This is a genomic window from uncultured Microbacterium sp. (assembly GCF_963521645.1).
Classification (GTDB): Bacteria; Actinomycetota; Actinomycetes; order Actinomycetales; family Microbacteriaceae; genus Microbacterium.
The window spans coordinates 1-25,189 of the sequence record NZ_CAUQVQ010000028.1 but is presented as its reverse complement, the minus strand read 5'-3'; the positions used below and the strand labels follow the sequence as shown (position 1 = coordinate 25,189).

Below are 25,189 nucleotides of genomic sequence, written 5' to 3'. Positions count from 1 at the left end.
GGTCGTTTCAGTTGGTCGGTTCGAGCAGCGAGGGCGCAGCGCCCAGCAGGGTTCTGGTGTAGTCGTCGGAGGGTGCCTCGAACACGCGGGCGGAGTCGCCGAACTCGACGACCCTCCCCCGGTTCATCACGGCGATCTCGTCGGAGAGGTAGCGGACGGTCTGGATGTCGTGCGAGATGAAGACCATGCCGAGGCCGAGCTGCTCCTTCAGGTCGGTGAGCAGGTTGAGGATCTGCGCCCGCACCGAGACGTCGAGCGCGGAGGTGGGTTCGTCGGCGACGATCACCTGCGGATCGAGCACCAGCGCCCTGGCGATCGCGACGCGCTGACGCTGCCCGCCCGAGAGCTGGCTGGGCAGGGCTTCGAGCGCGGAGGCGGGGAGACCCACGAGACCGACGAGGTCGCGCACCTTGCGCGCGCGGGTCGCGGGCGTGCCGAGCCGGTGCACCTGCAGCGGATCCAGCAGCGCGTCGCGCACGGTCATGCGGGCGTTCAAGGCCGTCGCGGGGTCCTGGAAGACCACCGAGAGGATGCGTCCGAGCCTCTTGCGCACCGCGGGAGTGAACGACGTCACGGTCTCGCCGTCGAACACGACCCGGCCGCCGGTCGGCTTCTCGAGTCCCACGAGCACCTTGGCCGAGGTCGACTTGCCCGAACCCGACTCGCCCACGATGCCCAGCGTCTGCCCCCGCTTCACGGTGAGCGAGACGCCCGCCAGCGCATCGATGTACTTCGGCCGGAACAGCGACGATGCGCGGGTCCGGTAGCGCACGTGCACGTCTTCCAGCTCGATGACGGTGTCGCTCATCGTCCTGCTCCGATCGCGTCGATGGGCGCATCATCGGGATGCGCCGCGTAGTAGTGCTCGGTCCCCTCGATGCGACGACGCACGGGGGCGACCCCGGCGTAGCGGCTCGGGTCGGACGAGCGCGGGGCGAACCGATCGCCGGCAGGGAAATCGCGCGGCGACGGCACGACCCCGGCCACCTGGTGGAGCCTGTCGGAGCCCGCCTCGATCGACAGCACTGCTCCGAGAAGACCCTGCGTGTACTCGTGCACCGGCTGGGTCAGGATCTCGCGGGTCGTGCCCTGCTCGACCACCTGCCCGGCATACATGACCGTGATGCGGTGGGTGAGTTCCGCGACCAGTGCGAGGTCGTGCGAGACGAAGACGAGCGCGAAGCCCAGCTCGCGCTGCAACCGCATCAGCAGCTCGACGACCTGCGCCTGCACCGTCACGTCGAGAGCGGTGGTCGGCTCGTCGGCGATCACGAGGCGCGGGTCACGGGTGAGCGCCATGGCGATCAGCACACGCTGCCGCTGCCCGCCTGAGAGCTCGTGCGGATAGGAGGCGAGAGTGCGCGCGGGGTCGAGCCCGACCAGCTCGAGCAGTTCCTCGGCCGTGCGCGTGCCGCCCCTCGATGTCAGCTGCTTCATCTGCGAGCGGATGAGCATCGCCGGGTTCAGCGAGCTCAGCGCATCCTGATAGATCATCGCGATGTCGTGTCCGCGCAGCGCGTTGCGCTGCTTCGGGGTCATCTGCAGCAGATCCCGGCCGTCGAAGAGGATGCGCCCGCGCACATCGGCCTTCGTGTCGAGCAGGCCCATGATGGCGAGCGAGGTGATCGACTTGCCGCAGCCCGATTCGCCCACCAGCGCCATGGTCTCGCCGGGGCGCACCGTGAAGCTCACGTGGTCGACGACGTCGACGTCACCGTGGCGCGGGAACGAGATGCAGAGGTCCTGCACGTCGAGCAGCGGCGTCTCGTCGCCCGAGTACACGAGGCGATCGGTGCGGGCGAGCTCGCGGCGGCGCAGATCCGCGAGCCGCTCGGCGAGGGGCACCACGGGCGCGACCGGCACGAGCGTGTCGGGCACACCGCTCGGCACGGAGAGGTTGACCGAGGTGTCGACCGTGACGATCACGTTCGTGTCGTCGGGGCCGGCGGCCGCCTCCTCGAGCTCGTGCGTCGACTCCTCGGTGTTCGCCGCGTCCGCGGTGACCTTGCGGGCGCGCGGCGACACCAGCGCATCCGTCATCCCCTCGGAGAGGATGTTCAGGCACAGCACCGTCAGCATGATGAGGATGCCGGGGAAGAACGTCGCCCACCAGGCGCCGCTCATCAGCAGGTTGCGGCCCGCGGCGATCACGTTGCCCCAGGACGGCTCGGGATCGGGCACGCCCGCCTGCAGGAACGACAGCGACGCCTCGAACACGATCGCATCGGCGACGAGCACGGTCGCGAAGACGAGCACGGGGGCCATGGCGTTGCGGGCGACGTGCTTCGCGATGATCCGCGCGGTGCCCGCACCCATGACCCGCACGGCCGAGACGTAGTCCTCGCCGTACTGGTCGAGGATGTTCGCGCGGACGATGCGGGTGAGCTGCGGCACGTAGAGGAAAGCGATCGTCAGCACGAGCACCGGCAGCGACTTGCCGAACACCGCCACGAAGACCGCGGCGAGCGCGATGCCCGGGAAGGACATCACGACGTCCATGATGCGCATCAGGATCTCGGAGATCCAGCGGGGTGCCGTCGCGGCGATCGTGCCCAGCACGCAGGCGGCGGCCAGGGCGACCAGGGTCGCGCCGAGTCCGATCACGAGCGAGTACCTGGCGCCGTAGACCAGTCGGGAGAAGATGTCGCGGCCCTGGCGGTCGGTTCCGAACCAGTGCTCGGCGCTCGGCGGCTGCACGGGCGCGCCCGAGGCCAGCGGGTCGAACGGCGCGATCAGGGGCGCCGCGATCGCGGCCAGGGCGATCACGGCCAGCACCACGATGCAGATCAGGGAGCCGAGGGAGAGGCCGCCGAAGCGGAGCCCCGGAAGCGAGAGTCGTTCAGTCAGCTTGCGTCGCATGTCACACCGCCCGGATTCGGGGATTGATGAGCACGTACAGGAGGTCGACGATGATGTTGATCACCACGAAGGCCAGTGACACTGCGAGAGTCACGCCCTGCACGAGGTTGGGTTCGTTGTTGGTCACGCCGTTGAGGATCAGAGTGCCCATCCCGGGGATCGCGAAGATGATCTCGATCACCACGGCCCCGCCCAGGAGATAGCCGATCCGCAGGCCGAGCACGGTCACGGGCGTGATCAGCGCGTTGCGCAGCACGTTGCGGCCGACCACGATGGTCCGCGGGATGCCGGCACCGAGAGCCGTGCGCACGTAGTCGCGATCGAGCTCCTCGACCATCGAGGTGCGCACCACGCGGGACAGCTGACCGATCACGGGCACGGCGAGCGCCACGGCCGGCAGGGTCATGCGCGCGAGCCATCCCGACGGGTCGGTCCAGAAGTCGGGAAGGGGTCCGGATGCCGGGAGCACGGCCAGGGTGAGGGTGAAGAGCTGGATCAGCAGGATCGCGAGCCAGAACGAGGGCGTCGACAGCGACGCGACGCCGAAGACGCGGATCACCTGGTCGGGCCAGCGGTCGCGGTACACGGCGGCGAGGACGCCGATCGCGAACGCGACGACCACCGCGATGACGAGGCCGAGGAAGGTCAGCGCCAGCGTGACGGGGAACGCGCGCACGACCTCGTCGATCACCGGCAGGCTGCGCGCCGAGTACGTGCCGAGGTCGCCCTGCACGAGTCCGATCAGGAAGTTCACGTAGCGCACCAGCAGAGGGAGGTCGAGACCGTACTTCTCCCGGTACGCCTGCAGCGCCTCGGGTGATGCGGTCTCGCCGAGCGCGGTGCGGGCGGGATCGACGGGCGAGAACGACATCACGAAGAACACGAGGAACGTGATGCCGAGGATCATGAACGGCAGCTGCAGCAGCCGTCGTCCGATGAGGCGGAGCGTGTGGGACACGTGCCGCTCCTTCCAGGGTCGAGGAGGGTGCGGCGGGGATGCGCTCGGGCGCGCATCCCCGCCGTGGGGGCCGGGGCTACTTCGCCGCCACGCCCACGTCGAGGAACGACAGTCCGGTGGTGGGCACGGGCGCGAACCCGACCAGCTCCTGGCTGCTCCACGCGGTGGGGAGCTTGCGGTGGAACAGCGGGTACAGCACGGCTTCGTCCGAGAGCAGGTCGTAGGCCTCGTTCCAGGTGGCCTGCTGCTCATCGCCCTGCTGCTGCACGGCGTCGTCGAGCAGGGTGCGCAGCTCGGCGTACTCGGGTGAGTCCGCCCAGTTCGTGCGCGTCTGGGTCCAGACGTTCTCGCCGTACCACCAGTTCATGAGCAGATCGGGGTCGACGCCGAACACCGACGGGTCTCCCGGGGCGATCGCGACCGTGTAGTCGCCGGAGTCGACCTTCTCGTACATCGACGCCGACTGTCCGATGTCGAGCGTCGTGTCGATCCCGATCGCGTCGAGCGATTCCTTGATCAGCGGCGCGACCTCCTTCACCCAGCCGGTGTCGGTGGTGAGCAGCGTGATCGACAGGTCGTCGACGCCCGCCTCGGCCAGCAGCTCCTCGGCCTTCTCGGGGTCGTAGGTGTAGACCGTCGACGCCTCGTGGTAGTTCGGGTACGTCTCGGGCAGGAACGAAGTGGCGGGCGTGGCGTTGCCCAGCATCCCGGTCTCGATGATCTTGTCCATGTCGAGCGCGTAGTGCAGTGCCTGGCGCACCCGGACGTCGTCGAAGGGCGCAGCCTTCGTGTTGAACATCATGAAGAGCAGACCGAACGACTGCACGCTCTCGACGTCGGCGGCGGATGCCAGCGAATCGACGTCGATGTAGGGCACGTCCTCCATCGCCTGGATCGTGCCGGTCGACATCGCGGTGACCCGGGCCGAGGCGTCGGACAGCAGGTTCCAGTTCATGCCGGCGGCGAGCGCCGGGTGGGGGCCGTTGTAGTCGTCGTAGCGCTCGAACACGAGCTTGTCCTCGGGCACGGCCGAGACGAGCGAGTATGGGCCCGAGCCGACCGGGTTGGCGCCGAAGCCCTCGGGGTCGGCCTCGACGAGCGCCTTCGGGACGATCTTGACCACGCCGAGACGCTCCTCGATGAGCGAGAACGGGTAGTCGGTGGTGATCTGCACCGTGTCCTCGTCGACCGCGGTCACGGTGTCGACGAAGTCGATGAAGGTACGGAACAGCGAGTTGTTGTCGGGGTTCAGCACGCGCTCGTAGCTGAAGACGACGTCGTCTGCGGTGACCGGGTCGCCGTTCTGGAACGTCGCCCCCTCGCGCAGATCGATCTCGTAGGTCGTGTCGTCGACCTTGGTCGGGAGGTCGGCGGCGAGTGCCGGGGCTGCCTCCTGCGTGACCGGGTCGAGGTCGACGAGTCCCTCGAAGACGTGCCAGTTCGCAGAGACCGTGACAGCGCCCGAGGCGACCATCGGGTCGAAGCTGCCGTTCAGCGTGTACGAGATGCCCGCCTCGATGATCGCGTCGGGATCGACGTCTCCGGCGGAGGCGCTCTCGCCCGGCGCGGGGGCTGCGCCGGCAGCGCAGCCGGCGAGGACGACGGAGGCGGCGACGGTGCCGACGATGAGTGTCGTGAATCGACCCGCGCGGCGGCGGGTGACGGTTCGGTTCATGTGTGCTCCAGGGTGGTGGGGGACATCTTGAGGACATCTGATGTCTGATGTACTCTAAACACACGTTCGATGGAATCACAAGAGTGAGATGATCGGAGCGTTTCAGTCGGGACGAGAGGGAGACCAGATGAAGTCCACCACGAGTAGGGCATCGCGGATGCGGCGCTCGACGACGGCGGATCAGATCAAGCAGCTCATCATCGCTCGCGGGCTGACGCCCGGAGACCCCCTCCCGACCGAGACGGAGCTCTGTGAGGAGCTCGACGTGTCGCGCTCGTCGGTCCGAGAGGCCATCCGCACGCTGTCGACGCTCGACATCGTCGACGTACGGCATGGCCACGGCACCTACGTCGGCGCGATGTCACTGGATCCGATGGTCGAGGCACTGGTGTTCCGCGGCGTGCTCTCTCCCGAAGGCTCGCTGCAGTCCCTGCGGGAGGTCGTCGAGGTGCGTCTCGCCCTCGACCTCTCGATGGCCGAACGCGTGGTCGCGGCGGCGCAGGTCGACGCGGGCGGCGAGCTCGACGAGCTCGTCGCGGAGATGGTCGACAAGGCGAGCAGAGGCGAGCACTTCCTCGAAGCCGACCGCCTGTTCCACACCAAGCTGTTCGACGCGATCGGCAACCGGCTCGTCGGTCAGCTCGTCGGCGCCTTCTGGGACGTGCACACCGCGGTGCTCCCGCAGCTCGACATCGATCAGCCCGACGACATCCACCAGACCGCGGTCGCTCACGGCGACATGCTCGCCGCCGTGCGCGCCGGCGACGTCGACGCCTATCGCGCCGCCGTGATCGAGCACTACCGGCCGCTCCAGCGGGTTCTCGCTCAGGCGGGCAGCGGCGCCCCCGCCTGAGCTTCACGCGGGCGAGGGGCGATCCCCCGCTAGCCGAGCACCCGCTGCTGCAGCGGGTGCACGAAGTACAGAAGCGAGAAGGCCTCATAGATCGCGCCGATCACGAGCAGCGCGAGGGCAGGAACACTGAGCCAACCGATGTTCCGGATGCCGCGCAGGTACCCCTGGCGCCGGTTCTTCGCCCCGATCGTCTGCGGGCGCAGCCAGTACTTGCCCAGGAGAAACGCGCCGAGCAGCAGCAGGATGTACGCCTGCAGCTCGATCACCAGGGTCAGCGAGTGCGGGATCAGGGCGACCCATCCCTCCGGCGTGGCGGGAACGAGGGTCACGCCCGTCGTCACCGACCAGATCGCGAAGGTGGCGAGACCCAGGAACGGCACCGCGAACGAGGGCAGCAGGATCGTGAGCGCACCGAGGCGAAGAGTGTTCACCGCCAAGATGGTGAGCGCGAAGAGCCAGGGGCTGCTGATCAGCGACGTGACGAGCGCCGCCGTGCCGTCGTCCTGCATAGCCTGCTCGCGTGCGGCGACGAGATCGGGAAAGAGCAGCCCGATGATGAAGCCGATCGCGAACGCGCCATAGGCGAGGGCGTTGAGGAGGAGGTAGACGCGCAGATTCTCACGGATGATCCGGAACGGCTTTCGAACGAGATTCACAAGTGTCCTTTCGGTGCACTAACACGGTGTGTTAGTAAGCGACGCCGACCACGCTAACACACCGTGTTGGTGCGGATGGGGGAGAATGACGGGATGACGGTCGATCCGAGCACCATGCACACCAGGGATCGCATCCTGCATTCGGCCCTGGCGATGTTCGGCGAGAATCCCGGCGCGAAACTCAGCGTGCGCGCTGTCGCGGCGCGCGCAGGGGTGAGCACCGGCTCGCTGCGGTTCCACTTCCCCACACAGCGGGCGCTGCTCGACGAGGTGCTGCGCATCGTCTACGAGGTCATCGCACCGGACGATCCCATCCATGACGAGGCACTCTCACCCCGCGAACGGCTTCTCGCCTGCCTGCGTCAGGTACTGGCGCCCTCTGGAGTCGGCGAACAGGCCAGGCGCGCCGCGACGCTGCTCCATCAGACCTTCATCGAGCCCGAGCTCACGGACGAGTTGCGCGAGGCCTATCTTGCGAGCGAGCGCATGGGGCAACGACGGGTCGAGCACTGGCTCTCCGTGCTCGGTCAAGACGGCTCGCTGCCACCGGGCGACGACGAGCGCCGCGCACGCTTCCTCAACACGGTGCTCGCCGGGCTCGCGCTCGAGAGGGCGCTGCCGTCGGACGAGTCGATCCTGGCGTCGGAGACGAACACGCTCACGATGGCCGTCGATGCCGTGTTCGCCGGGGCGAGTTCACCTGCAGCGGACTGATCGCCTCAGGTCAGGCTCGGCACGGCGCTCACGCGAAGTCGAGCTCGCCCCGCACGATCGAGTCGCCGGAGTGCGCCGGATCGCCGTCGACCGGTTCGAAGGAGATGTCGACCAGCCGGTACTCGTCGAGGTCGACTCCGTCGGGCACCCGGAACGTGCCGGAGCGATCGTCGAGCACGCCGAGGCTGATCAGCGCCTGCCCGTCTTCGCGGATCAGCCACACCTCGCGATACTCCCCGTCGACGAGTTCATCGCCCTCGAGGGTGACGGAGAGCGTGCGCCGCCCATCACCGTCGTCGTCGATCTGCGCCTGGCCGACCGCATCGGGATGGTCGGGGAACGCAGCGAGCTCGGCCGAGGCGATCACGGCCGACGACGGCGTGAGCGAGCCGGCGATCCAGACCCCGGCTCCCACCGCGACGACGAGCGCCATCGATGCGGCGAGGATCCATACGGTCGCCGACGAGCGACGGCGGGAGCGCACACGTTCGCGGCGACGACGTGGGGCGTCCCCCGCATCCGGTGCAGGCGTCGACGCGGGGTCGGGCTCGGCTGCAGGTTCGGGGAGCGCGGATGCCGGGTCGGCCTCGACCGCGGCCGTCAATCCGAGTTCGCCGTGGATGCGCGACCACACGTCGGCGGGCGGGGACTCCAGCTCGCCTTCGACGACGCTGGACCGCGCCACGAGAGCGACCCGCGACATGTCGGCGACCTCAGCAGCACAGGATTCGCAGTCGGCGAGGTGCTGCATGTCGGTCTCGGAAGCGGCCGGTTCACCCATCGCGATCAGAGCGATCTTCTCGTCATCCAGATGTGACATGGTTCACCTCCAATCGGTCGCGCATTCGGGCAAGGCTTCGGCGGATATGGCTCTTCACAGTGCCGAGGGGCATCCCCATTCTGCGTGAGATCTCGTCATGGGTGAGGTCGTCGTAGAACGCCAGTCGCATGACCGCCTGCGCGTCGGGAGCGAGCTGTTGGAGCTCGCTCGACAGCAGCAGGGTCTCGGACAGATCGATCGATCCCGTCACGAGGGCGTCGGGAGGGGTGAGCCGCTCCACCTCGGCCTGGAGCTGCTGCACCTTGGCCCGAGCGTCGATCGTGTCGGCGATCCGGCGACGTGCGATCGTGATCAGCCAGGTCGACAGGCGGCCCTTCGACGAGTCGTAGCCCGCCCGGGAGTTCCAGGCCGAGACGAACGTGCGCTGGGTGACGTCCTCCGCATCGCCGCGGTCGCCGAGCGAGCGCAGCGCCAGAGTGAAGACGACCGGCGACCAGCGTCGGTACAGCTCTGCGAGGGCCTTCTCGTCGCCCGCGGCGAAGCGCCGGTCGAGCGCCGCTTCGGCGTCGGTGGTGTCATCCACCCGGAGCCTCCTCTCCACGGTGCTCGCCCCGCCTCATCGCGGAACCGCCACGGCGACCACGTTATCGCGGTAGTGCCCCGTCTGGCTGTCGAACGGTCCGCCGCAGGTGACGAGCACCAGGGCCGAGGGGCCGCCGCGCTGGAAGAGCTCGTCGGTCGGCAGGGCGGTCTTCTCGTAGTAGGTGAGCGACTCCACGACGAACTCGCGACTCGTGCCGTCGGCCGCGGTGAGACGGACGGTCTCGCCCGCGGGCACGTCCCGCAGGCGAGCGAGGGGTCCGATCGGATAATCGACCGCGTCGACGTGCGCTGCGATCAGGATCCGGCCACTCGTGCTCACAGCATCCGCTCCGTATCGGTACCAGCCGGCGACGGCCGGGTCGATCGGCAGCTCCATCTGCCCGGTGTCGGCGACCCCGACGTCGGTCACCGGCATGTCGATGGCGAGCGACGGGATGCCCAGACTCACGGGGGCGACGGATGCCGCCGGGGTGGGAAGGGTTCCGGGCCGCACGTCGACCGCGCTCGTCGGGGTCGGCGCGGGGGCCGGAGAGGGAGGGGCGGGCGAGGGAGTCGTGGGGGGCGACTCCGCGGAAGGAGGGAGATCCGCGCCCACCCCTCCCGGTGTGCATGCCGCGAGGCACGCCGCGGTGACCAGGGCGCCGAGCGTCGTCATGACGCAGCGCAGACCGGTCTTCCGCGGCGTGCCCGGCAGCATCAGCGCACCGTCTGACGACGACGCACGACCAGGCCCGCGGCGACGGCCGCCGAGATCGCGAGAGCGACCAGCCCCGCCGCCATGAGGGTCGTCGTGGAGGCGTCCTGCTGGGCGAGGTAGCCCGCGGTGCCGGACGGCACTCCGTCGGGGTTGGAGTGGAGCCCCGAGATCGTCTGCGCCGCGATGGCGAGGTTGCCGTCTTCGGCGCTGCCCCACGCGTACACGATCGTGTTGGTGCCCTCGGCGATCGCGACGTCTGCCGGCCCGATGACCGGGTCGGTCGTGCCCGTCAGCGCCACCGACGCCGACACGGTGCCCGCGGGGAGGTCGAGCTTCGCCTCGTTCGGGTTCGTGAGGTTCTCGATCACGGGCGATCCTCCGGCGAGGATGTCGACGGCCGGTGCAGCAGCGGTGTGCCGCACGGTCAGTCGTCCCTGACCGGGCGCGGTCTGCGAGGTGTCGTTCGTGAAGAGGTTGAGCCCGGGCTCACCGGCCTCGGTCAAGTGCGCGACGGCCGTGTAGTTCGCGCCCGCTTCGAGGGCGAGCGTCGCGGGTCCGAGGATCGGAGCGCTCGCGTCAGCCGCGTCCGGGGCGGTGACCGCCACCTCGTACGAACCGGCCGGCAGCTCGAGCGGGCCTGCGAGGTCTCCCGGAGCGAAGTCGTCGAGGGTCAGCTCGCCGTTCACGTACACGTCGACCGGGGTGTCGGGAATCGCGTGCAGCACGGAGAGCTGAGCCGCCTGGGTGGTGGCGGCGGCCGGCAGAGCCAGACCGAGAGCGGTGATCATGCCGACGGCGAGGCCGGCGGCGACTGTCTTGCGCATCTTCTTCCTCCTGTACCCGGACCGCCCTGTGCGGCCCTTCATAGGAGTTGTTCTCCGGGAGTCCCGGTTTTGGATGCAGGTGGATGAAGATTTCTCGTCACTCGGCCCGCGCGGCGCGCTTGGCCTCCTGGAAGACCCGGATCGCCTCGTACCTCTCGGCCGATCGCGCCTGCCGTTTGGCGCGCTGCTCGTCGCGGTCTTTCGGCGGCGCGGTCGTGACGAGCCCGTCGATCAGCCGACGCACCGAGTGCTCGATCTCCGCGACGGCGCGGTCGAACACTTCTGTGTTCGCGCGCGAGGGCGCAGTCGTCCCCGAGATCTTTCGCACGAACTGCACGGCGGCCTCGTGGCACTCGTCGTCGGTGGCGGGAGGTGCGAGGTTGTTCAGAGGGATGATTTTGCGGCACATGCCTGCCAGGCTAGAACTGTGAGCGCGGGAGTCAAGAGGCTCGCGCCGTCACCTCACCGGGGCACCACGAGCTCGCCGTGGGCGTTGAGGTGCTCCATCATCGTCGCCACCCGCGCGGCATCGATCGACACCGGCGTCGCCTCGTCGAAGGCGATCACGAGAGGGATGGCCGGGTGGATCCACGCGCTCAGCCGCGCAGGCCCGCTCTGGCCGTCGGGAGACCACGTCATCATGAAGCTCTCCTGTCGGCGGAGCTTGGTGCCGACCACGATCTTGAGATGCGCGAGGGTGACGTCATCGATCTCGATCGCGGGATGAGAGCTGTTGTACTCGAGGGTGCCCATCCCGTGAGGCTAGTCGCGAAGATGACAAGGAGTAACGGGGTTGCTATTCGCCCCGTCATGAGCATGGCCGCCTTCCGCCGCGGCAGGAGAGACGGCGGGGTCCGGCCTCAGTCCGTGCCGTCGTCGAGGAAGACGCCCACGCGGTCGCCGTCGAGAACGAACTGCAGCGCCTCCGCCGAGGGATGCCGCTCGAGCATCTCCTCGGGAGCCCCGCTGTTGATCGGAACCTCGACCGTCGCCGGGAACGCACCGACACCGCATCCGGAGTAGAAGTCGCCGCCATAGGTCCAGTCGTACTGGTCGAAGCCGTCGACGGGCGGGATCTGAGCGGTCTCGACGACCGCGATGCAGTTCGGGTCGGCGGACTCGGAGTCGCTCTGCACGGACCAGCCGGGGATCGTGAAGACCGTGAACCCGAGGAAGTCGGCCGCGATCGTGTCGTCGCGCGCGCCGAACCACTCCTGTGGGATGCGATCGGATGCCGATTCGAGCGGAAGGGTGTCGATCTGCGGCGCTCCCGACGACGCCGACACGGGAGACGTCGACGAGAGGATGAAGGTCACGATCGCGGCCACGGCAGCGGCTCCGACGACGGATGCCGCCCACCACATCGCACGACGGCGCATACTGCGCGCATCCCCGCGAGGCCGCCCGCTCTCGACATCCCCAGCTTCCGACGACACCGGGTCTGCAGCCACCGCCGGTTCCGCGGGAGGCAGCGACTCTGCGGGAGCCACGGGTTCTGCGGGAGGCAGCGAGTCTGCAGGAGGCGCGGGCGCCGCCGGGGCGATCGGCGTGTTCCGCAGGGCTTCCAGTTCCCGCAGGCGGCGCGCGGCCGCAGCATCCATCGCGACGGCGGCATCGCGGCCATAGGCACGAGCCTGAAGCTCGCGCAGCTCTTTCTCGGCAGCGGCATCCATCTGAGGCATCGTCTCACGTCATCATCGACGCACACGACGACGGGCGGAGGGAGGTGCCTGGCGACCTCCCCCCGCCCGTGCCGGGGGTCTCACTTCTCGAACGCGTCCTTGACGTTCTCGCCGGCCTTCTTGGCGTCGGCCTTGACCTGATCGGCCTTGCCCTCAGCGGCGAGCTTGTCGTTGTCGGTCGCGTTGCCGATCGCTTCCTTCGCCTTGCCTGCGATGTCCTGAGCGGCGTTCTTGATCTTGTCGTCGAGTCCCATGAGGAGCTCCTCTCGTGGAGTGATCGTGACGGCGGGAGGGTTCCCGTCGCCTTATCGCCGCCGCTCTCCGCGGCCGACGATAAGCCTGGGGTGGGTGTCAGCGGGGCGCCGTGCAGGTGTTCACGACAGCCGTCGCCGGTCGTGGGCGAGGCGCGCTCGCAAACCTGTGTGGATCGACACGTAGGTCGCGGTCTGGCGGCCGGTCAGCGTGGCGAGGTTGGTGAGCAGCCGGTCGATGAGCTCGACGAGCTCCCGAGGGTCGGTGTTCTGTCGCGGTGTGATCGACACGTGCAGCACGGGCTGCCGCCGGACGTCCTTCGCCGTGACCTGGGTCGAGAGGATCTCGTCGCGAGTCACCAGCGAGTTCTTCACGGCGTCCGACACGAACGACTCGGTGACGGTGACGCGTCCGAGCGGATTCTGCTCGCCGGACGAGCGGAACGCCGTCTTCGAGCGGCGTCCGACGACGCTCGAGAGCGCAGCGATCAGCAGGACGATCACCACGAGGATCGCCGCCACGGCACCGATGCCGATCCACGAAGCGCTCGCACCCGCGATCGCGGTGGCCGCGCTCGCCTGATCGAGCCACGATCGGGCACCCTCCGCAGCCGATGTCCAGATGTCGGACGCAGTGGGCCAGCTCATGATGGCGACGCCGAGCACCCCGAGTCCGAGGAACAGCAGTCCGATGATCAGCAGCAGGGTGCGGTTCAGCGCACGATTGGTGTCGTTCACAGCTCATCCTCCGTGTCGGCGGGGCGTTCGATGCGCACCCGGGTTCGCACTCTGCCGTCCAGTCGGTAGTGCGTCAGCCGCGCCTCGGCGGCCGCCTGCACAGCGCTGCGTTCGAGCGGGATGCCGGCACCGGGACGCACGGTGACATCGACGCTGCGATGCCCCACTCCGACCGTGACGTTCTCACGAGCGAGCCCGGTCTCCTCCGAGAGGTGCTGGGCGAGGGCGCTCGCGATCACGCCGTTGTCGACCACGACCGCTCGGTCGCCCGCCTGCAGGGCGTGCTTCGAGAGCCGGCCGGGGGTCACGGCGAGCACGATGAAGACGAGTCCGATCAGCGCGAGCACGACGCTGCCGCCGATCACGAGACCCGCCGGCTGCGCGGTGGGCAGTCCCACCAGCCATCCGCCGGCGGCGGCGGGCCCGAGCAGCAGAGCCGGCTGGGCGGCGAGGCTCAGCACGATCTCGACCCCGATCAGGGCGAGGGCGAGGATGAGCAGCACGACCGCGACGAACGTCGCGACGGTGCGCGGAGAGTGCGTCTCGCGTCGGACGACGCGGCGCAGAACCGGGGTGGTCATCGCACTCGTCTCCTTCGGGGAATGGTGGCACCGGTGATGGTGAGGGTGATCCGGGTGACGTTCTTGCCGAGCACGCTCGAGAGATCCTGCTGCAGCTGCTCCTGCAGGCGGCGGGCTCGGTCGAGCACGGGAACGCTCTGGGAGATCCCGACGGTGTCGTCGAGATCGGGGATGGGCAACGGCGTCGCGATGCGGACGGCGATCCCGCCGGGGTGCTCCGCGACATCGACCTTCACGTCACCGCGCGGCACACCGATCAGGGTCGCGGACGCCTGCTCGGTGACCGTGCGGTACACGCGCTCCTTCACGTCGACGCGCCCCGGGACGGCGGCCTCTCCGGCGGCGGCCCGGGCGGGGCCGCCACCGGTGGCGATGTGCTGGTCGGCGCGCATCAGGAGGTGCGCCGCCCCGTGAAGGCGTCCGCGATTCCGCGGACGTCGATCTTCCCCGACATGATGCGGCCGATGATCGCGCCGACGCCGGCGAAGAGAGCCATGAGGAGGAATCCCCAGAACCCGAACATCAGTGCCGCGAGGGCCAGGAGCGCACCGATCAGCGCGCCGGTCGTGGTGGGTGTCATGAGACTCGCGACTCCTCGTTCTCGGCCGAGTCGTCGCCCGGCACGTGCACGTCGTTGACCTCGACGTTGACCTCGACGACCTCGAGGCCGACCAGACGGGTGATGGCGCCCGCGACCGCGGCACGCACGTTGTGGGCGACCTCCTGGATCGGCGCCGGGTACTCGACGACGATCGTGATGTCGGCAGCGGCCTGGGTCTCGCCCACCTCGACCTTGACGCCCTGTGCCAGGTCGGTGGCGTTGATCACGTCGCGGATGGCGCCGAACGCGCGGGCCCCGCCGCCGCCGAGCGCGAAGACGCCTGCCACCTCACGGGCGGCGATCCCGGCGACCTTGGCGACCACGCCGTCGGCGATCACGGTCTTGCCCGCAGCGTCCGCGTCAGCGGGAACGCGCGACGACGAGAAAGCCGACGAACGGTCCACGCGCGAGGTGGAGCCGGCCGTCTTCGACGCGGCGGCCGTGTGCGCCAGCTCCTTCTCGGCGGGAGCGGCAGCGGTGTTCTGATCCTGAGTTGCCATGACGAGTCCTTCATCTCACGTGGTGCCGGTTGCGAGACCAGGTGGTCTCACCGGGAGCGAGTGGGTCGCTCATGGATAGGACGCGCTGACGCGGCGATTCGTCACATATCGGTTCGAGAAGAGTGAGCCGAGGTGTTCCGGATGGCGGAGAAACGTCGCGAGATGACCGCGCACGACCTGTCGCGGCGGGCCTCTGACAGCGAGGATGAGCAGATGCACGACGCTCACACCACCGCTCTCCTGGTCATCGATGCTCAGGAGTCCTTCCGTCAGCGCGCCGATGAATGGGCGGACACCGCGAATCCGGATGCTGTCGACAACATAGCGCGCCTCGTCGATCATGCGCGCCGGGTGGGCCACCCCGTCGCCTGGATCACGCACGCGGAGCCCGGCACCGGAGGGGTCTTCGACCCGGCCCTCGGTTTCGTGCGGGTGTTCGAGGAGCTCGAGCCGCGCGCCGACGAGATCGCCGTGACGAAGACCACGGTCAATGCCTTCACCTCGACCGATCTCGAACGGCGGCTTCGCGACCTCGGCGTCTCCGCGGTGGTCGTGTGCGGCATCCGCACCGAGCAGTGCTGCGAGACCACGGCCCGCGTGGCGAGCGACCTGGGGTTCGCGGTCGAGTTCGTGACCGACGCCACGACCACCTCGGCGATCACGGCGAACGACGGGCTCGCGGCGGTCTCGGGCGACGAGATCATGCGGCGCACTGAGAGCATCCTGGCGGCTCGCGGGTTCGCGACCGTGGTCCGCACGGTCGATCGGGTGGGCGTCTCCGCATAGGTTGGGGAGATGCCCCTCTCTTCGACCACGCTCCCCCGCCTCGACGGTCGAACGGTCCTCGTCACCGGGGCGAACGCGGGAATCGGCTACTGGTGCGCCGAGATCCTCGCCGCGCACGGAGCCAGAGTGCTGTTGGGATGCCGCTCGACGCAGCGCGCCGAGGTCGCGGCGTCGTCGATCCGCGCGCACGCGCCGGGCGCGGACCTCGGCATCGTGCCGATCGACCTCGGGTCTCTCGCGAGCGTGGCATCGGCGGCGGCGTCGCTCGACGAACGCGTGGATGCCGTCATCTGCAACGCCGGCGTGAAGGCGGCCGACCGCGCCTCGCGCACGGCGGACGGCCTCGATCTCATGGTCGGCACCAACGCGCTCGGTCACTTCGCGCTGCTCGCACAGCTCGGGCATGTGCTCGCCGACGACGCGAGGGTCGTGGCTGTCGGCTCGCTGGCGCACCGCTTCGCGGAGATCGATCCCGAGACGCTCGCGCAGCCCTGGACAGGAGCATCGCTGCGACAGTACGGCCGCTCGAAGGCGGCGCTCATGGCGCTCACATTCGAGCTGAACCGACGCTGGAGAGGTTCGGCTCGTGCGGCTCTGTGCGCGCACCCGGGGTACGCGGTCGACCCGCTGACCCCGCGGCGCGACGGCCTTGCCGCCGTGCCCGGGTGGGCACGCGCTCTCGCGTCGCTCAGCCGCCCGTTCGTGCAGGGCAAGGACTCGGGTGCCGCGCCCGTCGTGCACGCGGCCGTCGCGGCGGATGCGACGGGCGGCGACTACTGGGGGCCGGGCGGGCTGCTGGAGTTCCGCGGTGCGCCGAAGCGGGTCGCTGCGAGCGAGCAGGTGCGCTCGACCGAGGTGGGCCGCGCTCTGTGGCGGGTCGCCGAGGAGATGACCGGCGTGCGCTTCCCGGGCTGAGGGCTCAGCTCGACGGAGGGTCGCGCGACCGGCAGGGTCGTCGTCGTGACCGGCGATTCCGCAGCGTCGTCGTCGGCCGCTGAATATCGGTGGTACCGCGGACAGTTGCTTGCCGGGCTCGCGCCGCCGTGCGAAGATCCGACTGCATGCCGCATCTGAGACGGTGTGCTCCACACCGGCGAGGAGCATAGTCATGAGATCGCAGCATCCAGGTGTGCGCGGCTGGCTCGCCGTCGCTATGGTCGTCGTCGCGGCCGCCCTCGTGGGGTGCACGGCACAGGAGGTGGACGAGCCCGCGCCCGCATCCTCCACCGCGCAGCCCGCTCCGTCGGCATCCGCGTCGGCAGCCGGCGTCGTGCGTGAAGACCTGGTGGGCGACTGGGTGTCGCCGGACGATCCCGATGTCACGCTGACCTTGAGCGCAGACGGCACGATGGTCGGATTCGACGGATGCAACGCGCACTCGGGAACCTGGAGCGACATCTCGGGCGGCGCCATCCGACTGCAGTTCGAGACGAGCACAGAGAAAGGGTGCCCCGAGGGCTTCGACGCGTGGCTCGTGCTGTCAGACGGCGCACTGGCCCTGAACTCCACCCTGGGGCTCTACGGACCGGCGGATGGGCCGACCGGAACCTTGGTGAGAGTCGACGGCTGAACGCCGGCCGAGTCCTCTCACACTGCCGGGATCTCGTCGATCGAGCGATACACGGGGAGTCCGCGCTCGAGGGCGATCTCGACGTCCTTGTCGGCACCGGCGGACTCGCCGGGCAGGCGCAGCACAGCGTCGCAGTGCTGCAGCAGACGGCGAGCCGTCTCGTACATGACGTCGCCGTCGGCGGCATCCGCGTCGTCCATGCCCCGCAGGATCGGGAGGGCGACCCATTCGCCGATCATCGGCACGTACCCGAGGCGGTGCAGGGGCGCGGCGGCCGCTTCGAGGCGCTCGAGGTTCTGCGCGATCAGGGCAGGGTCTCCGCCGGTGCCGGAGCGGTAGGGACCGGCGATGAGGATCAGGAGTGGAGTTGTCATGCGGAAGACTGTAGCGTTAACCGTGCAAGAACGTGAAAATTCGTGAAAGATCAGAATTCTGAAGGAGTCAGATGCTGGGCGCACAGCGCAAGGACCATCTGCGGCAGATCCTGCACCGGGACGGCCGGGTCGTCGCGAAAGACGTGGCGCGCGAGCTCGGCCTGTCTGAGGACTCGATCCGACGCGACCTCCGAGAGCTCGCCGACGCGGGCGAGCTCGTGCGCGTGTACGGCGGCGCACTGCCCGTGCCACTCGCCGACCGGCCGGTCGAGCAGCGGACCACGCTCGCGAGCGACAGCAAGCAGCGCGTGGCCCGTCGGGCGGTCGAGCTGATCGCTCCGGCCGCCACGATCGTGCTGGACGCCGGGACGACCACGCTCGCGATGGCGCGCATGCTGCCGCACGGGGCCGACCTGACGGTGATCACGCCGAGCCCGGCCATCGCCCTCGCGGTCGCCGAGCACTCCGAAGCGCGCATCGTGATGATCGGCGGCGAGCTCGCCCGCTTCTCGATGGTCGCGAGCGGTCCCCTCGCCATGGAGGCCGTGCATCACCTCGCGGCGGATGCGTTCTTCCTCGGAGCGACCGGCATCGACGCGACACACGGCCTGACCACCGGAGACCTCGACGACGCCGTCACAAAGCGGGCGATCGCGGCGCGCTGCGCGCAGACGTTCGCGCTCGCGAGCGAAGAGAAGGTCGGGGCCGTGTCGCGTTTCCCCGTGCTCGACCTCGATGCGGTCGCGGGCGTCGTGGTGGACCCTCGCGATGAGTCCGCCGCGGTCGGTGCGCTCGCCGAACGGGTCCGCGTGCTGCGTTGATGCCGATCAGCTGACCGTGGCGGCGACGACCACGGGCGTCATGGCCGCCATCAGCGCGGCGGTGATCGCGGCGTTCACGGCCCTCGCGACCGCATCCCCCGCCGCGGACCCCGCCGTGAGCTCCTCGATCCGCTTCTTCAGATCGCGCGAGGAGAGTCCGCCGCACTCGTCGCGCAGGATCGCATGCGCGGCATTCAGGTTCTGCAGGATCGACAGCAGCGCGAGATCGGCCTTCGTCGGCGCGAGAGTGCCCGCGAGGACCGCGGCGAGCCTCGCCCGCAGTGCCCGCTCGGGCGTGGAGTCCGATTCGGGGGTGCGGGCGGACCCCCAGCCGAAGAAGCCGCGCTCCCCTCGGATGAGCACGCCCTGCACGACGAGCGATTCGACGACGACCTCGAGCGGATCGAGCTTGGGTCGCACGACGAGCGACTGCAGCCGCTTGCCGCGCAGCGGCACGAGCCGCTCGAGCGTGGTGTCGAGGATCGGGTTCCCCGTGGGCTCGGTCGACACGATCTCGACCACCGGGTTCTTCTCGTTCGCCATGGTGATGCGGCCGTGCAGCGCGAGATCGACGATCACGGCGGCGACCTCGCCGTACAGACGGTTGACGCTCACCGAGCTCTCGACGCGGCCGTCGGGCCGAAGCAGCAGCATGTGGAGTTCTTCGACGATCAGCATGCCCCCACGCTATGACGTCCGTCGACGCCCGAGCATCCCCCGGACGGATGATTTCGCGACGACCGACACGGCGTGGTGTCAACCCCATCGTCACGGCCCCGGCTCGCCCGTAGCGTGCCGAGGATGACTTCTGACACCGCCTCCGCGCAGGAGACCCCGACTCGGCTGCGCCGCGCGATCACCGGCCCGCTGCTGTTCGCCTTCATCCTCGGCGACGTGCTCGGCGCGGGAATCTACGCGCTGATGGGCGTGCTCTCCGAGAAGGTCGGGGGGATGCTGTGGGCCCCGCTGCTGCTCGCGCTGCTGCTCGCCCTGCTGACCGCGGGCTCCTACGCCGAGCTGGTCACGAAGTATCCGCGCGCGGGCGGAGCATCCGTCTTCGCCGAACGCGCCTTCCACAGCCCGGTGGTCTCCTTCCTGGTCGGCTTCAGCATGCTGGCAGCCGGAGTCACGAGCGCCGCCGGCCTCGCGATCGCCTTCGCGGGCGACTACTTCGGCACCTTCTTCGACGTGCCCGCCGCGCCCGTCGCCGTCGTCTTCCTCGCCGTCGTCGCGGCGCTGAACGCCCGTGGCATCCGCGAGTCGCTGGGCGCGAATCTCGTCATGACGGCGATCGAGCTCAGCGGTCTCGTGATCGTGATCGCGGTCGTGGGTGTGTTCGTGGCGGGCGGCGGAGGCGACTCGTCCCGCCTGACCCAGACCCCGGAGGGCACCCCCGCCGCCATGGCCGTGCTCGCCGGCGCCGTGGTCGCCTACTACTCGTTCGTCGGCTTCGAGACCTCGGCGAACATGATCGAAGAGGTGAAGAACCCGCGGCGCACCTACCCTCGTGCCCTGTTCGGCGCGCTGTTCACGGCGGGAGCGGTCTACGTGCTGGTCGGCGTCGCGAGTTCGATCACGCTGCCGTCGTCCGAACTGCAGGAGTCCAGCGGACCGCTCCTCGCGGTGGTCGAGGCGACCGGCGCCGGCATCCCCTCATGGTTGTTCAGCCTGATCGCGCTGGTGGCCGTCGCCAACGGCGCACTGCTGACCATGATCATGGTGAGCCGCCTCACGTACGGCATGGCCGAGCAGCACCTGCTCCCCGCGGTGCTCGGCCGGGTGCTGCCGAACCGCAAGACCCCCTGGGTCGCGATCCTCACGACCACCCTCGTCGCGATGGGCCTCACTCTCGTCGGCGACCTCGCCACCCTCGCCGAGACCGTCGTGCTGCTCCTCCTGGTCGTCTTCCTCAGCGTGAACATCTCGGTGCTGGTGCTGCGACGCGATCGTGTCGAGCACGACCACTTCCGCATCTGGACGGTCATCCCCGTCCTCGGCATCGGCTCGTGCATCCTGCTGCTCACGCAGCAGCGCCCGATCGTCTGGCTGTTCGGTGGGATCCTGCTGGCAATCGGCGTCGTGCTGTACATGCTCGCCCGCTGGGGCCGCACGCGCTCCGGCGCCCGCGCCGACCGGGCGCCCACCGATTCTTCCCCGACGCACGAACCGACCACGAAGGAGAACGATGAGCATGTCTGAGCACACCCGCGGATCCGACGACGCGACGCAGACCGACGCCGCAGAGCACGCCGACCAGATGACGAGCGAGGAGAAGCGACACGACCAGTTGACCGCCGCTCCCGACGCGACCGAAGCCGACGCCGCCCCGCGCATCGAGGTGACCGAGCATGACGGCAACACGCGCATCGACATCCGCCCGGATGCCGCCGTGCGACCGGGACCGGGGCCGGGCGTCGACACGGGCGCGCACGACTCCGAGCGGTAGTCGGCGGTCACTCCCGACGGATGGTGCGCTGCGTCGTCAGAGCCAGCCCTTGCGCTTGAACGCCCAGTAGAGCCCGAGACCCATCCCGACCATCAGCGCCACCGCCATGGGGTACCCGAGCACCCAGTGCAGCTCGGGCATGTGATCGAAGTTCATGCCGTAGACCGTGCCGACCAGCGTCGGCGCGAACAGGATCGCCGCCCAGCCCGAGATCTTCTTGACCTCGTCGTTCTGACGGATGCTGAGCTCCGTCATCCGGCGCATCTCCTCGTTCTGGCGACGTGCGACGATCGTCGACTCGACGGTCAGGGCGTTGTCGAGCACCGTGCGGAAGGTGTTGGCCCGCTCCGAGACGCGCAGGGTGTGATCGAGCACGTCGCGCAGGTAGCGTTGCAGCTCCTCGTCGACGTCGTACTTCACCGAGCCGCGTAGCAGAGCGTCGAGCATGCCCGCGAGGGGCTGCACCGCCCGCTGGAAGTCGATCACCTCGCGGCCCAGCTCGTAGATCCGCTGAGTGGCGTCGACCCCCTCTTCGAAGAGCTGGCTCTCGATCTCGTCGATGTCGTTCTCGAGACCCGCCAGCACGGGCGCGTACTCGTCGACGACCTCGTCGAGGATCGCGTACAGCACGGCCTCGGGGCCGAGCCTCAACAGCGCGGGGTCGCCTTCGAGGCGGCGTCGCACGCGCCCCAGGTCGGGAGACTCGGCGTGCCGGATGGTGACGACGAAGTCCTTGCCGACGAGCACGTGGATCTCGCCGAACTCGACCTCTTCGCTCGCATCGAGGTAGCGAGCCGAGCGGAGCACCATGAACAGCACATCGCCGTAGCGCTCGAGCTTCGAGCGCTGATGGCCCGAGAGAGCGTCCTCGACGACGAGCGCGTGGATGCCGAACTCATCGGCGACCTCACGGATCTCCGCCTCGCTCGGTCGGTACAGGCCGATCCAGCTCAGCCCGCCGCGCTCACGCAGCACCTCGAAGGTCTCGCTCAGGCTGCGCGGGTTCTCGGTGCGGACCCCGTCGACGTAGATCGCGTTGTCGATGATCGCCATCGGCACCCCCTCGTGAGTGTCGCCCGGACGGGCGACCGGCTGCCCGGCTGATCAGCCCTCGGCGGGAGCGACGCACGGGATGGCCGCGTCCGTGATCGCCTGGTGATACTGCTCCGCCGTGAAAGGCAGGCCGAATTCGGGGGCGGTCTGGCCGTCGGCGGCGGGAGCCTTCGATGCGATGGCCGCGAGCTCCCATGCGAGGTTGCCGATGATGTTGCCGCCCGTGGTCGAGTCGTTCAACGACACCGCGACCGTGAACCCGGTGGCAGGATCCGCGTAGGCCGCGGTGACGTACCCGGGGGTCCATCCCTGCTGACCGATCAGCGAACCCGCCATGAGTGCACCGCCGGTGGCCTGGAGCCACGAGGGAGCGCCCTCGTAGGCGGGCAGCGGGGCTCCGTAGCGGTCGGGCTCGTCCTGCGTGCGCAGCGCCTGGGATGCCTGCGCCTGCGCGTAGCGGCCGAGATCCTCGATGGTCGACACGACGCCCGAGTCGGTGTACCCCGTGCTCGACGAGAGGGTGGTGATGTCGACAGGGGCCGAGCACTGGTAGCCGCCCTCGACCTCCAGCAGGTAGTGGCCGTTCATGACGGAGCCTGTCGAGGGCGCCGCCGCCGCGGGGCGGGGCAGCGACGTCGAGCCGAGACCGAGCGGCTCGGTGACGTACTCCGCGATCAGCTCGGATGCCGTGAGGCCGGTGGCGTGCTCGAGCGCCATGCCGAGCAGCAGGTAGTTCACGTCGGATCCGCGGTAGGTCGTGTGCGGCACCGTGCGCTCGGCGCCGAGACCGTACGACGCGAGCTCCAGCGGCGCCCAGACCCGCTCGGGAGTGGTGCGCCAGGCCGCGTGCGCGACCTCTTCCGACGAGCCGAGGCCGCTCGTGCCGTTGCACAGGTCGAGCAGCGTGATGTCCTCGAGGTCGGGGACTCCCGAGACGTAGTCGGGAACCTTGTCGTCGAGTTCGACGATGTCCTCATCGACCAGGGCGTAGAGCACGTCGCAGGTCATCAGTCGCGTCACATCACCGATGCGGAACGCCATGTCGGTGCTGATCTCCCCGCCCTCGCCGGCGGGATCCTGCGTGCCGACGCCGGTGACCCAGCTGCCGCTCCAGGGCACCCAGACGCCCACGACAGCTCCGGATGCGCCGGAGGCGGTGATCGCGTTGTTGACGGCATCCGTCATGGCGGCCACGGTGTCTTCGGGGAGCGCCCCGTCGACCTGCGCCTTCGGCGTGTAGCTGAAAGTCGTGTCGCTCGTGCATCCGGTGAGGAAGAGCCCGAGCACGGCGACGCTGGCTGCTGCTGCGCGGAACCTGCGCGACGAGAGAAGCTGCATGGAAGGGTACCCCCGGAAGACGTGTCTCCCGAGTCTAGAACGCGGATCCTGAAAGTCTGCATCGCAGCCCCGCCCGTAGGGTGATCGTCATGCCCCACATCTTCGAGGCCGAGGTCGTCTCGGCCATCCTGCGCCACATGAACGGCGATCACGTCGACGACAATCTGCTCATCGCGCGCGCCTTCTCGCCGGACGGCGGCGAGATCACGGAGGCGGTCATGACGGGGCTCGACGGCGACGCCGGCGTATGGCTCGTCACCCGAGACGGAGCGACCTCGGAACTGCGGGTCGAATGGCCGGGCGGCGCGATCTCCGAGCGTCCGGCGGTGCGACGCGCGGTGGTCGCGCTGTACGACATCGCCTGCGAGCGACTCGGCGTCGAGCCGCGCCCCCACGCATAGGCGGCACGGGCGCGAGGCGGAGCCGGAGAAAACGGGGGTTCCGCCGAAGTTAGGTCACCCTTACACTGGGGTCATGTCCGAGATCCTCCCCTTCTCCGCCGCGCTCCGCGAGCGCTCCTCGAGCTCGCACTCCCGCAGCGAGGGCGCGGGATTCATGTCGGACCTGCTGAAGGGCGAGGGGTCGCGTGAGGACTACATCTCGCTCGTGGCTCAGCACTACTTCATCTACGAGGCGCTCGAGTCGGTCGGCGAGCGCATGCGGCACGATCCGGTGGCCTCGGTCTTCCTCAGCGACAAGCTCACCCGCCTCCCCGCGCTCGAGTCCGATCTCGCGTTCCTGCTCGGCCCCGGCTGGCGCGAGTGCATCGTCGCCCTGCCGACCACGCAGCGGTATGTCGAGCGCATCCGCCAGGTGGGCGCGACCTGGGCGGGCGGCTTCGTCGCCCACCACTACACGCGCTACCTCGGCGACCTCTCGGGCGGTGTCTTCATCGGCCGCGTCATGGCCCGCCGCTTCGGCTTCGAGACCAACGGCATCGGCTTCTACCTGTTCGACGACATCGCCGACCCCTCCGCCTTCAAGGACGTCTACCGCGAGCAGCTCGATGCGGCCCCGTGGGACGACGCCGAGCGCGAGCGCGTCATCGGCGAGGTGCTGCTCGCCTACCGCTTCAACACCGAGCTCTTCGAAGATCTCGACCGCGCCCGCGCCGCGGCCGTCGCCTGACCCCCGTTCGTCGAGCGAGACCGACGAAGTCGCCCGACACGAACGCCCGTTCGTTGAGCGAGGACGACGAAGTCGCCCGAGACGAAACGCCCCACCCGCCCGGCGCCCTCCCCGTTCGTTGAGAGAGGCCGACGAAGTCGCCCGAGACGAAACGTCGCAAGCCGACCCCGGACACCCACCACGTTTCGACTCGGGCCGCTCCGCGGGCCTCGCTCAACGACCGACCCATCCCCCGCTCGTTGAGCGAGGACGACGAAGTCGCCCGAGACGAAACGCCCCACGCACCCCCCGCACCCCCGATGTCGGTGCCCCCGCGTAGCGTCCGGCGATGGGTTACGTCTACATACTCCGCTGCGCGGATGGCACGCTCTACGTCGGCAGCACGCGCGATCTCGACCGTCGGCTCGTGCAGCACGAGGAGGGGATGGGCAGCGCGTACACCCGACGCCGCCTCCCGGTGGAGCTTCTCTGGAGCGGCGAGTACGCGCGCATCGACGAGGCGTTCGCGTGGGAGAAGCGACTTCAGGGGTGGAGCCACGCGAAGCGACTGGCGTTCATCGAGGGCGGAGTGGATGCCGTGCGGCAGTGGAGTGTGAACGACAGGCTCCGGCGGGCTGCCGCTCGCTGACCGGCTCTCGTGACGCACCACGTTTCGACTCGGGCCGCTCCGCGGGCCTCGCTCAACGACCGGAGACTCGGG

Annotated in this window: 33 protein-coding genes; 11 read left to right on the top strand and 22 right to left on the bottom strand. The window is 69.3% G+C overall.

All coding sequences use genetic code 11. From position 1 onward, the window contains the following. Positions 1-7: 7 nt before the first annotated feature. The 4 genes from RWO82_RS08465 to RWO82_RS08450 form a co-directional block, all read right to left on the bottom strand. Positions 8-808, bottom strand: coding sequence for an ABC transporter ATP-binding protein (locus RWO82_RS08465; protein ID WP_314425656.1), 801 nt, complete (start codon positions 806-808; stop codon positions 8-10). Continuing rightward, positions 805-2,859, bottom strand: a complete 2,055-nt coding sequence (locus tag RWO82_RS08460) for a dipeptide/oligopeptide/nickel ABC transporter permease/ATP-binding protein (RefSeq protein WP_314425654.1) — start codon at positions 2,857-2,859, stop codon at positions 805-807. Before RWO82_RS08460 ends, RWO82_RS08465 begins: the two co-directional genes overlap by 4 nt. Position 2,860: 1 nt before the next feature. Next, the gene (locus RWO82_RS08455) at positions 2,861-3,817 is read right to left on the bottom strand and encodes an ABC transporter permease (RefSeq protein WP_314425652.1); all 957 of its coding nucleotides are present in this window, start codon (positions 3,815-3,817) and stop codon (positions 2,861-2,863) included. A gap of 76 nt (positions 3,818-3,893) precedes the next feature. Further along, the gene (locus tag RWO82_RS08450) at positions 3,894-5,492 is read right to left on the bottom strand and encodes an ABC transporter substrate-binding protein (protein ID WP_314425651.1); all 1,599 of its coding nucleotides are present in this window, start codon (positions 5,490-5,492) and stop codon (positions 3,894-3,896) included. A gap of 127 nt (positions 5,493-5,619) precedes the next feature. On the opposite strand from RWO82_RS08450, the gene RWO82_RS08445 reads away from it, so the two are divergent. After that, positions 5,620-6,345, top strand: a complete 726-nt coding sequence (locus RWO82_RS08445; protein WP_314425649.1) for a FadR/GntR family transcriptional regulator — start codon at positions 5,620-5,622, stop codon at positions 6,343-6,345. A gap of 29 nt (positions 6,346-6,374) precedes the next feature. On the opposite strand, the gene RWO82_RS08440 is transcribed toward RWO82_RS08445, so the two are convergent. Next, complete coding sequence (locus RWO82_RS08440; RefSeq protein ID WP_314425647.1) at positions 6,375-7,001, bottom strand: hypothetical protein; 627 nt, start codon at positions 6,999-7,001, stop codon at positions 6,375-6,377. A 93-nt stretch (positions 7,002-7,094) separates the two neighbouring features. Here RWO82_RS08440 and RWO82_RS08435 point away from each other — a divergent pair, with 93 nt between their 5' ends. Next, complete coding sequence (locus RWO82_RS08435; protein ID WP_314425644.1) at positions 7,095-7,715, top strand: TetR/AcrR family transcriptional regulator; 621 nt, start codon at positions 7,095-7,097, stop codon at positions 7,713-7,715. A gap of 28 nt (positions 7,716-7,743) precedes the next feature. On the opposite strand, the gene RWO82_RS08430 is transcribed toward RWO82_RS08435, so the two are convergent. From RWO82_RS08430 to RWO82_RS08370, 13 genes are all read right to left on the bottom strand, one after another. Then, the gene (locus RWO82_RS08430) at positions 7,744-8,535 is read right to left on the bottom strand and encodes an anti-sigma factor (protein ID WP_314425642.1); all 792 of its coding nucleotides are present in this window, start codon (positions 8,533-8,535) and stop codon (positions 7,744-7,746) included. Next, positions 8,519-9,079: a sigma-70 family RNA polymerase sigma factor gene (locus RWO82_RS08425; RefSeq protein WP_314425641.1), complete on the bottom strand. Its 561-nt coding sequence runs from the start codon at positions 9,077-9,079 to the stop codon at positions 8,519-8,521. The genes RWO82_RS08430 and RWO82_RS08425 overlap by 17 nt, the downstream gene beginning before the upstream one ends. Positions 9,080-9,112: 33 nt before the next feature. Continuing rightward, positions 9,113-9,796 (bottom strand): class F sortase, encoded by a 684-nt coding sequence (locus RWO82_RS08420; RefSeq protein ID WP_314425640.1) that lies wholly within the window; start codon positions 9,794-9,796, stop codon positions 9,113-9,115. Continuing rightward, positions 9,796-10,620 (bottom strand): DUF4397 domain-containing protein, encoded by an 825-nt coding sequence (locus RWO82_RS08415; RefSeq protein WP_314425639.1) that lies wholly within the window; start codon positions 10,618-10,620, stop codon positions 9,796-9,798. Before RWO82_RS08415 ends, RWO82_RS08420 begins: the two co-directional genes overlap by 1 nt. A gap of 97 nt (positions 10,621-10,717) precedes the next feature. Next, a complete protein-coding gene (locus RWO82_RS08410) occupies positions 10,718-11,029 on the bottom strand; it encodes a DUF2277 domain-containing protein (RefSeq protein WP_314425638.1) in 312 nt (103 codons plus the stop codon). Positions 11,030-11,082: 53 nt separating this feature from the next. Continuing rightward, positions 11,083-11,373, bottom strand: coding sequence for a hypothetical protein (locus tag RWO82_RS08405; protein WP_314425635.1), 291 nt, complete (start codon positions 11,371-11,373; stop codon positions 11,083-11,085). Positions 11,374-11,480: 107 nt separating this feature from the next. Beyond that, a complete protein-coding gene (locus tag RWO82_RS08400) occupies positions 11,481-12,293 on the bottom strand; it encodes a hypothetical protein (protein WP_314425633.1) in 813 nt (270 codons plus the stop codon). A gap of 89 nt (positions 12,294-12,382) precedes the next feature. Further along, entirely contained in the window at positions 12,383-12,556 is a 174-nt protein-coding gene (locus tag RWO82_RS08395; RefSeq protein ID WP_314425631.1) for a CsbD family protein, read from the bottom strand. A gap of 120 nt (positions 12,557-12,676) precedes the next feature. Beyond that, a complete protein-coding gene (locus RWO82_RS08390; protein WP_314425629.1) occupies positions 12,677-13,291 on the bottom strand; it encodes a hypothetical protein in 615 nt (204 codons plus the stop codon). Next, entirely contained in the window at positions 13,288-13,872 is a 585-nt protein-coding gene (locus RWO82_RS08385; RefSeq protein WP_314425628.1) for a DUF6286 domain-containing protein, read from the bottom strand. The genes RWO82_RS08390 and RWO82_RS08385 overlap by 4 nt, the downstream gene beginning before the upstream one ends. After that, the gene (locus RWO82_RS08380; protein ID WP_314425625.1) at positions 13,869-14,264 is read right to left on the bottom strand and encodes a hypothetical protein; all 396 of its coding nucleotides are present in this window, start codon (positions 14,262-14,264) and stop codon (positions 13,869-13,871) included. Before RWO82_RS08380 ends, RWO82_RS08385 begins: the two co-directional genes overlap by 4 nt. Beyond that, positions 14,264-14,452 carry a DUF2273 domain-containing protein gene (locus RWO82_RS08375; RefSeq protein WP_201470711.1) on the bottom strand — a complete coding sequence of 63 codons (189 nt, stop codon included), beginning with the start codon at positions 14,450-14,452 and terminating at the stop codon, positions 14,264-14,266. The genes RWO82_RS08380 and RWO82_RS08375 overlap by 1 nt, the downstream gene beginning before the upstream one ends. Further along, on the bottom strand, positions 14,449-14,973 hold the full coding sequence (locus tag RWO82_RS08370; RefSeq protein ID WP_314425623.1) for an Asp23/Gls24 family envelope stress response protein: 525 nt from the start codon (positions 14,971-14,973) through the stop codon (positions 14,449-14,451). Before RWO82_RS08370 ends, RWO82_RS08375 begins: the two co-directional genes overlap by 4 nt. A gap of 213 nt (positions 14,974-15,186) precedes the next feature. Here RWO82_RS08370 and RWO82_RS08365 point away from each other — a divergent pair, with 213 nt between their 5' ends. From RWO82_RS08365 to RWO82_RS08355, 3 genes are all read left to right on the top strand, one after another. Continuing rightward, positions 15,187-15,759, top strand: coding sequence for an isochorismatase family protein (locus tag RWO82_RS08365; protein WP_314425622.1), 573 nt, complete (start codon positions 15,187-15,189; stop codon positions 15,757-15,759). Between the two features lie 9 nt (positions 15,760-15,768). After that, positions 15,769-16,674, top strand: coding sequence for an SDR family NAD(P)-dependent oxidoreductase (locus tag RWO82_RS08360; RefSeq protein WP_314425620.1), 906 nt, complete (start codon positions 15,769-15,771; stop codon positions 16,672-16,674). Positions 16,675-16,867: 193 nt separating this feature from the next. Beyond that, positions 16,868-17,329, top strand: a complete 462-nt coding sequence (locus RWO82_RS08355; protein ID WP_314425618.1) for an META domain-containing protein — start codon at positions 16,868-16,870, stop codon at positions 17,327-17,329. A gap of 17 nt (positions 17,330-17,346) precedes the next feature. On the opposite strand, the gene RWO82_RS08350 is transcribed toward RWO82_RS08355, so the two are convergent. Beyond that, positions 17,347-17,703, bottom strand: coding sequence for a DUF4406 domain-containing protein (locus tag RWO82_RS08350; protein ID WP_314425616.1), 357 nt, complete (start codon positions 17,701-17,703; stop codon positions 17,347-17,349). Positions 17,704-17,774: 71 nt separating this feature from the next. On the opposite strand from RWO82_RS08350, the gene RWO82_RS08345 reads away from it, so the two are divergent. Beyond that, a complete protein-coding gene (locus RWO82_RS08345) occupies positions 17,775-18,524 on the top strand; it encodes a DeoR/GlpR family DNA-binding transcription regulator (RefSeq protein ID WP_314425613.1) in 750 nt (249 codons plus the stop codon). Between the two features lie 6 nt (positions 18,525-18,530). On the opposite strand, the gene RWO82_RS08340 is transcribed toward RWO82_RS08345, so the two are convergent. Beyond that, positions 18,531-19,202 carry a GPP34 family phosphoprotein gene (locus RWO82_RS08340; protein ID WP_314425610.1) on the bottom strand — a complete coding sequence of 224 codons (672 nt, stop codon included), beginning with the start codon at positions 19,200-19,202 and terminating at the stop codon, positions 18,531-18,533. A 123-nt stretch (positions 19,203-19,325) separates the two neighbouring features. On the opposite strand from RWO82_RS08340, the gene RWO82_RS08335 reads away from it, so the two are divergent. After that, positions 19,326-20,723, top strand: coding sequence for an APC family permease (locus RWO82_RS08335; protein ID WP_314425608.1), 1,398 nt, complete (start codon positions 19,326-19,328; stop codon positions 20,721-20,723). Beyond that, a complete protein-coding gene (locus tag RWO82_RS08330) occupies positions 20,716-20,970 on the top strand; it encodes a multidrug transporter (protein ID WP_314425606.1) in 255 nt (84 codons plus the stop codon). Before RWO82_RS08335 ends, RWO82_RS08330 begins: the two co-directional genes overlap by 8 nt. Positions 20,971-21,006: 36 nt before the next feature. Here the strand turns inward: RWO82_RS08330 and corA are convergent, their stop codons facing one another. Together corA and RWO82_RS08320 are read right to left on the bottom strand one after the other, a co-directional pair. Further along, entirely contained in the window at positions 21,007-22,023 is a 1,017-nt protein-coding gene (corA, locus tag RWO82_RS08325; RefSeq protein WP_314425603.1) for a magnesium/cobalt transporter CorA, read from the bottom strand. A gap of 51 nt (positions 22,024-22,074) precedes the next feature. After that, positions 22,075-23,361 (bottom strand): serine hydrolase domain-containing protein, encoded by a 1,287-nt coding sequence (locus RWO82_RS08320; RefSeq protein ID WP_314425601.1) that lies wholly within the window; start codon positions 23,359-23,361, stop codon positions 22,075-22,077. Positions 23,362-23,450: 89 nt separating this feature from the next. On the opposite strand from RWO82_RS08320, the gene RWO82_RS08315 reads away from it, so the two are divergent. The 3 genes from RWO82_RS08315 to RWO82_RS08305 all read left to right on the top strand — a co-directional run bounded on the left by RWO82_RS08315 (position 23,451) and on the right by RWO82_RS08305 (position 25,117). Next, positions 23,451-23,762 carry a DUF2470 domain-containing protein gene (locus RWO82_RS08315; RefSeq protein WP_314425598.1) on the top strand — a complete coding sequence of 104 codons (312 nt, stop codon included), beginning with the start codon at positions 23,451-23,453 and terminating at the stop codon, positions 23,760-23,762. Between the two features lie 73 nt (positions 23,763-23,835). Next, positions 23,836-24,489 carry a biliverdin-producing heme oxygenase gene (locus RWO82_RS08310; RefSeq protein ID WP_314425596.1) on the top strand — a complete coding sequence of 218 codons (654 nt, stop codon included), beginning with the start codon at positions 23,836-23,838 and terminating at the stop codon, positions 24,487-24,489. Positions 24,490-24,817: 328 nt separating this feature from the next. Next, the gene (locus RWO82_RS08305) at positions 24,818-25,117 is read left to right on the top strand and encodes a GIY-YIG nuclease family protein (RefSeq protein ID WP_314425594.1); all 300 of its coding nucleotides are present in this window, start codon (positions 24,818-24,820) and stop codon (positions 25,115-25,117) included. Positions 25,118-25,189: the final 72 nt, after the last annotated feature.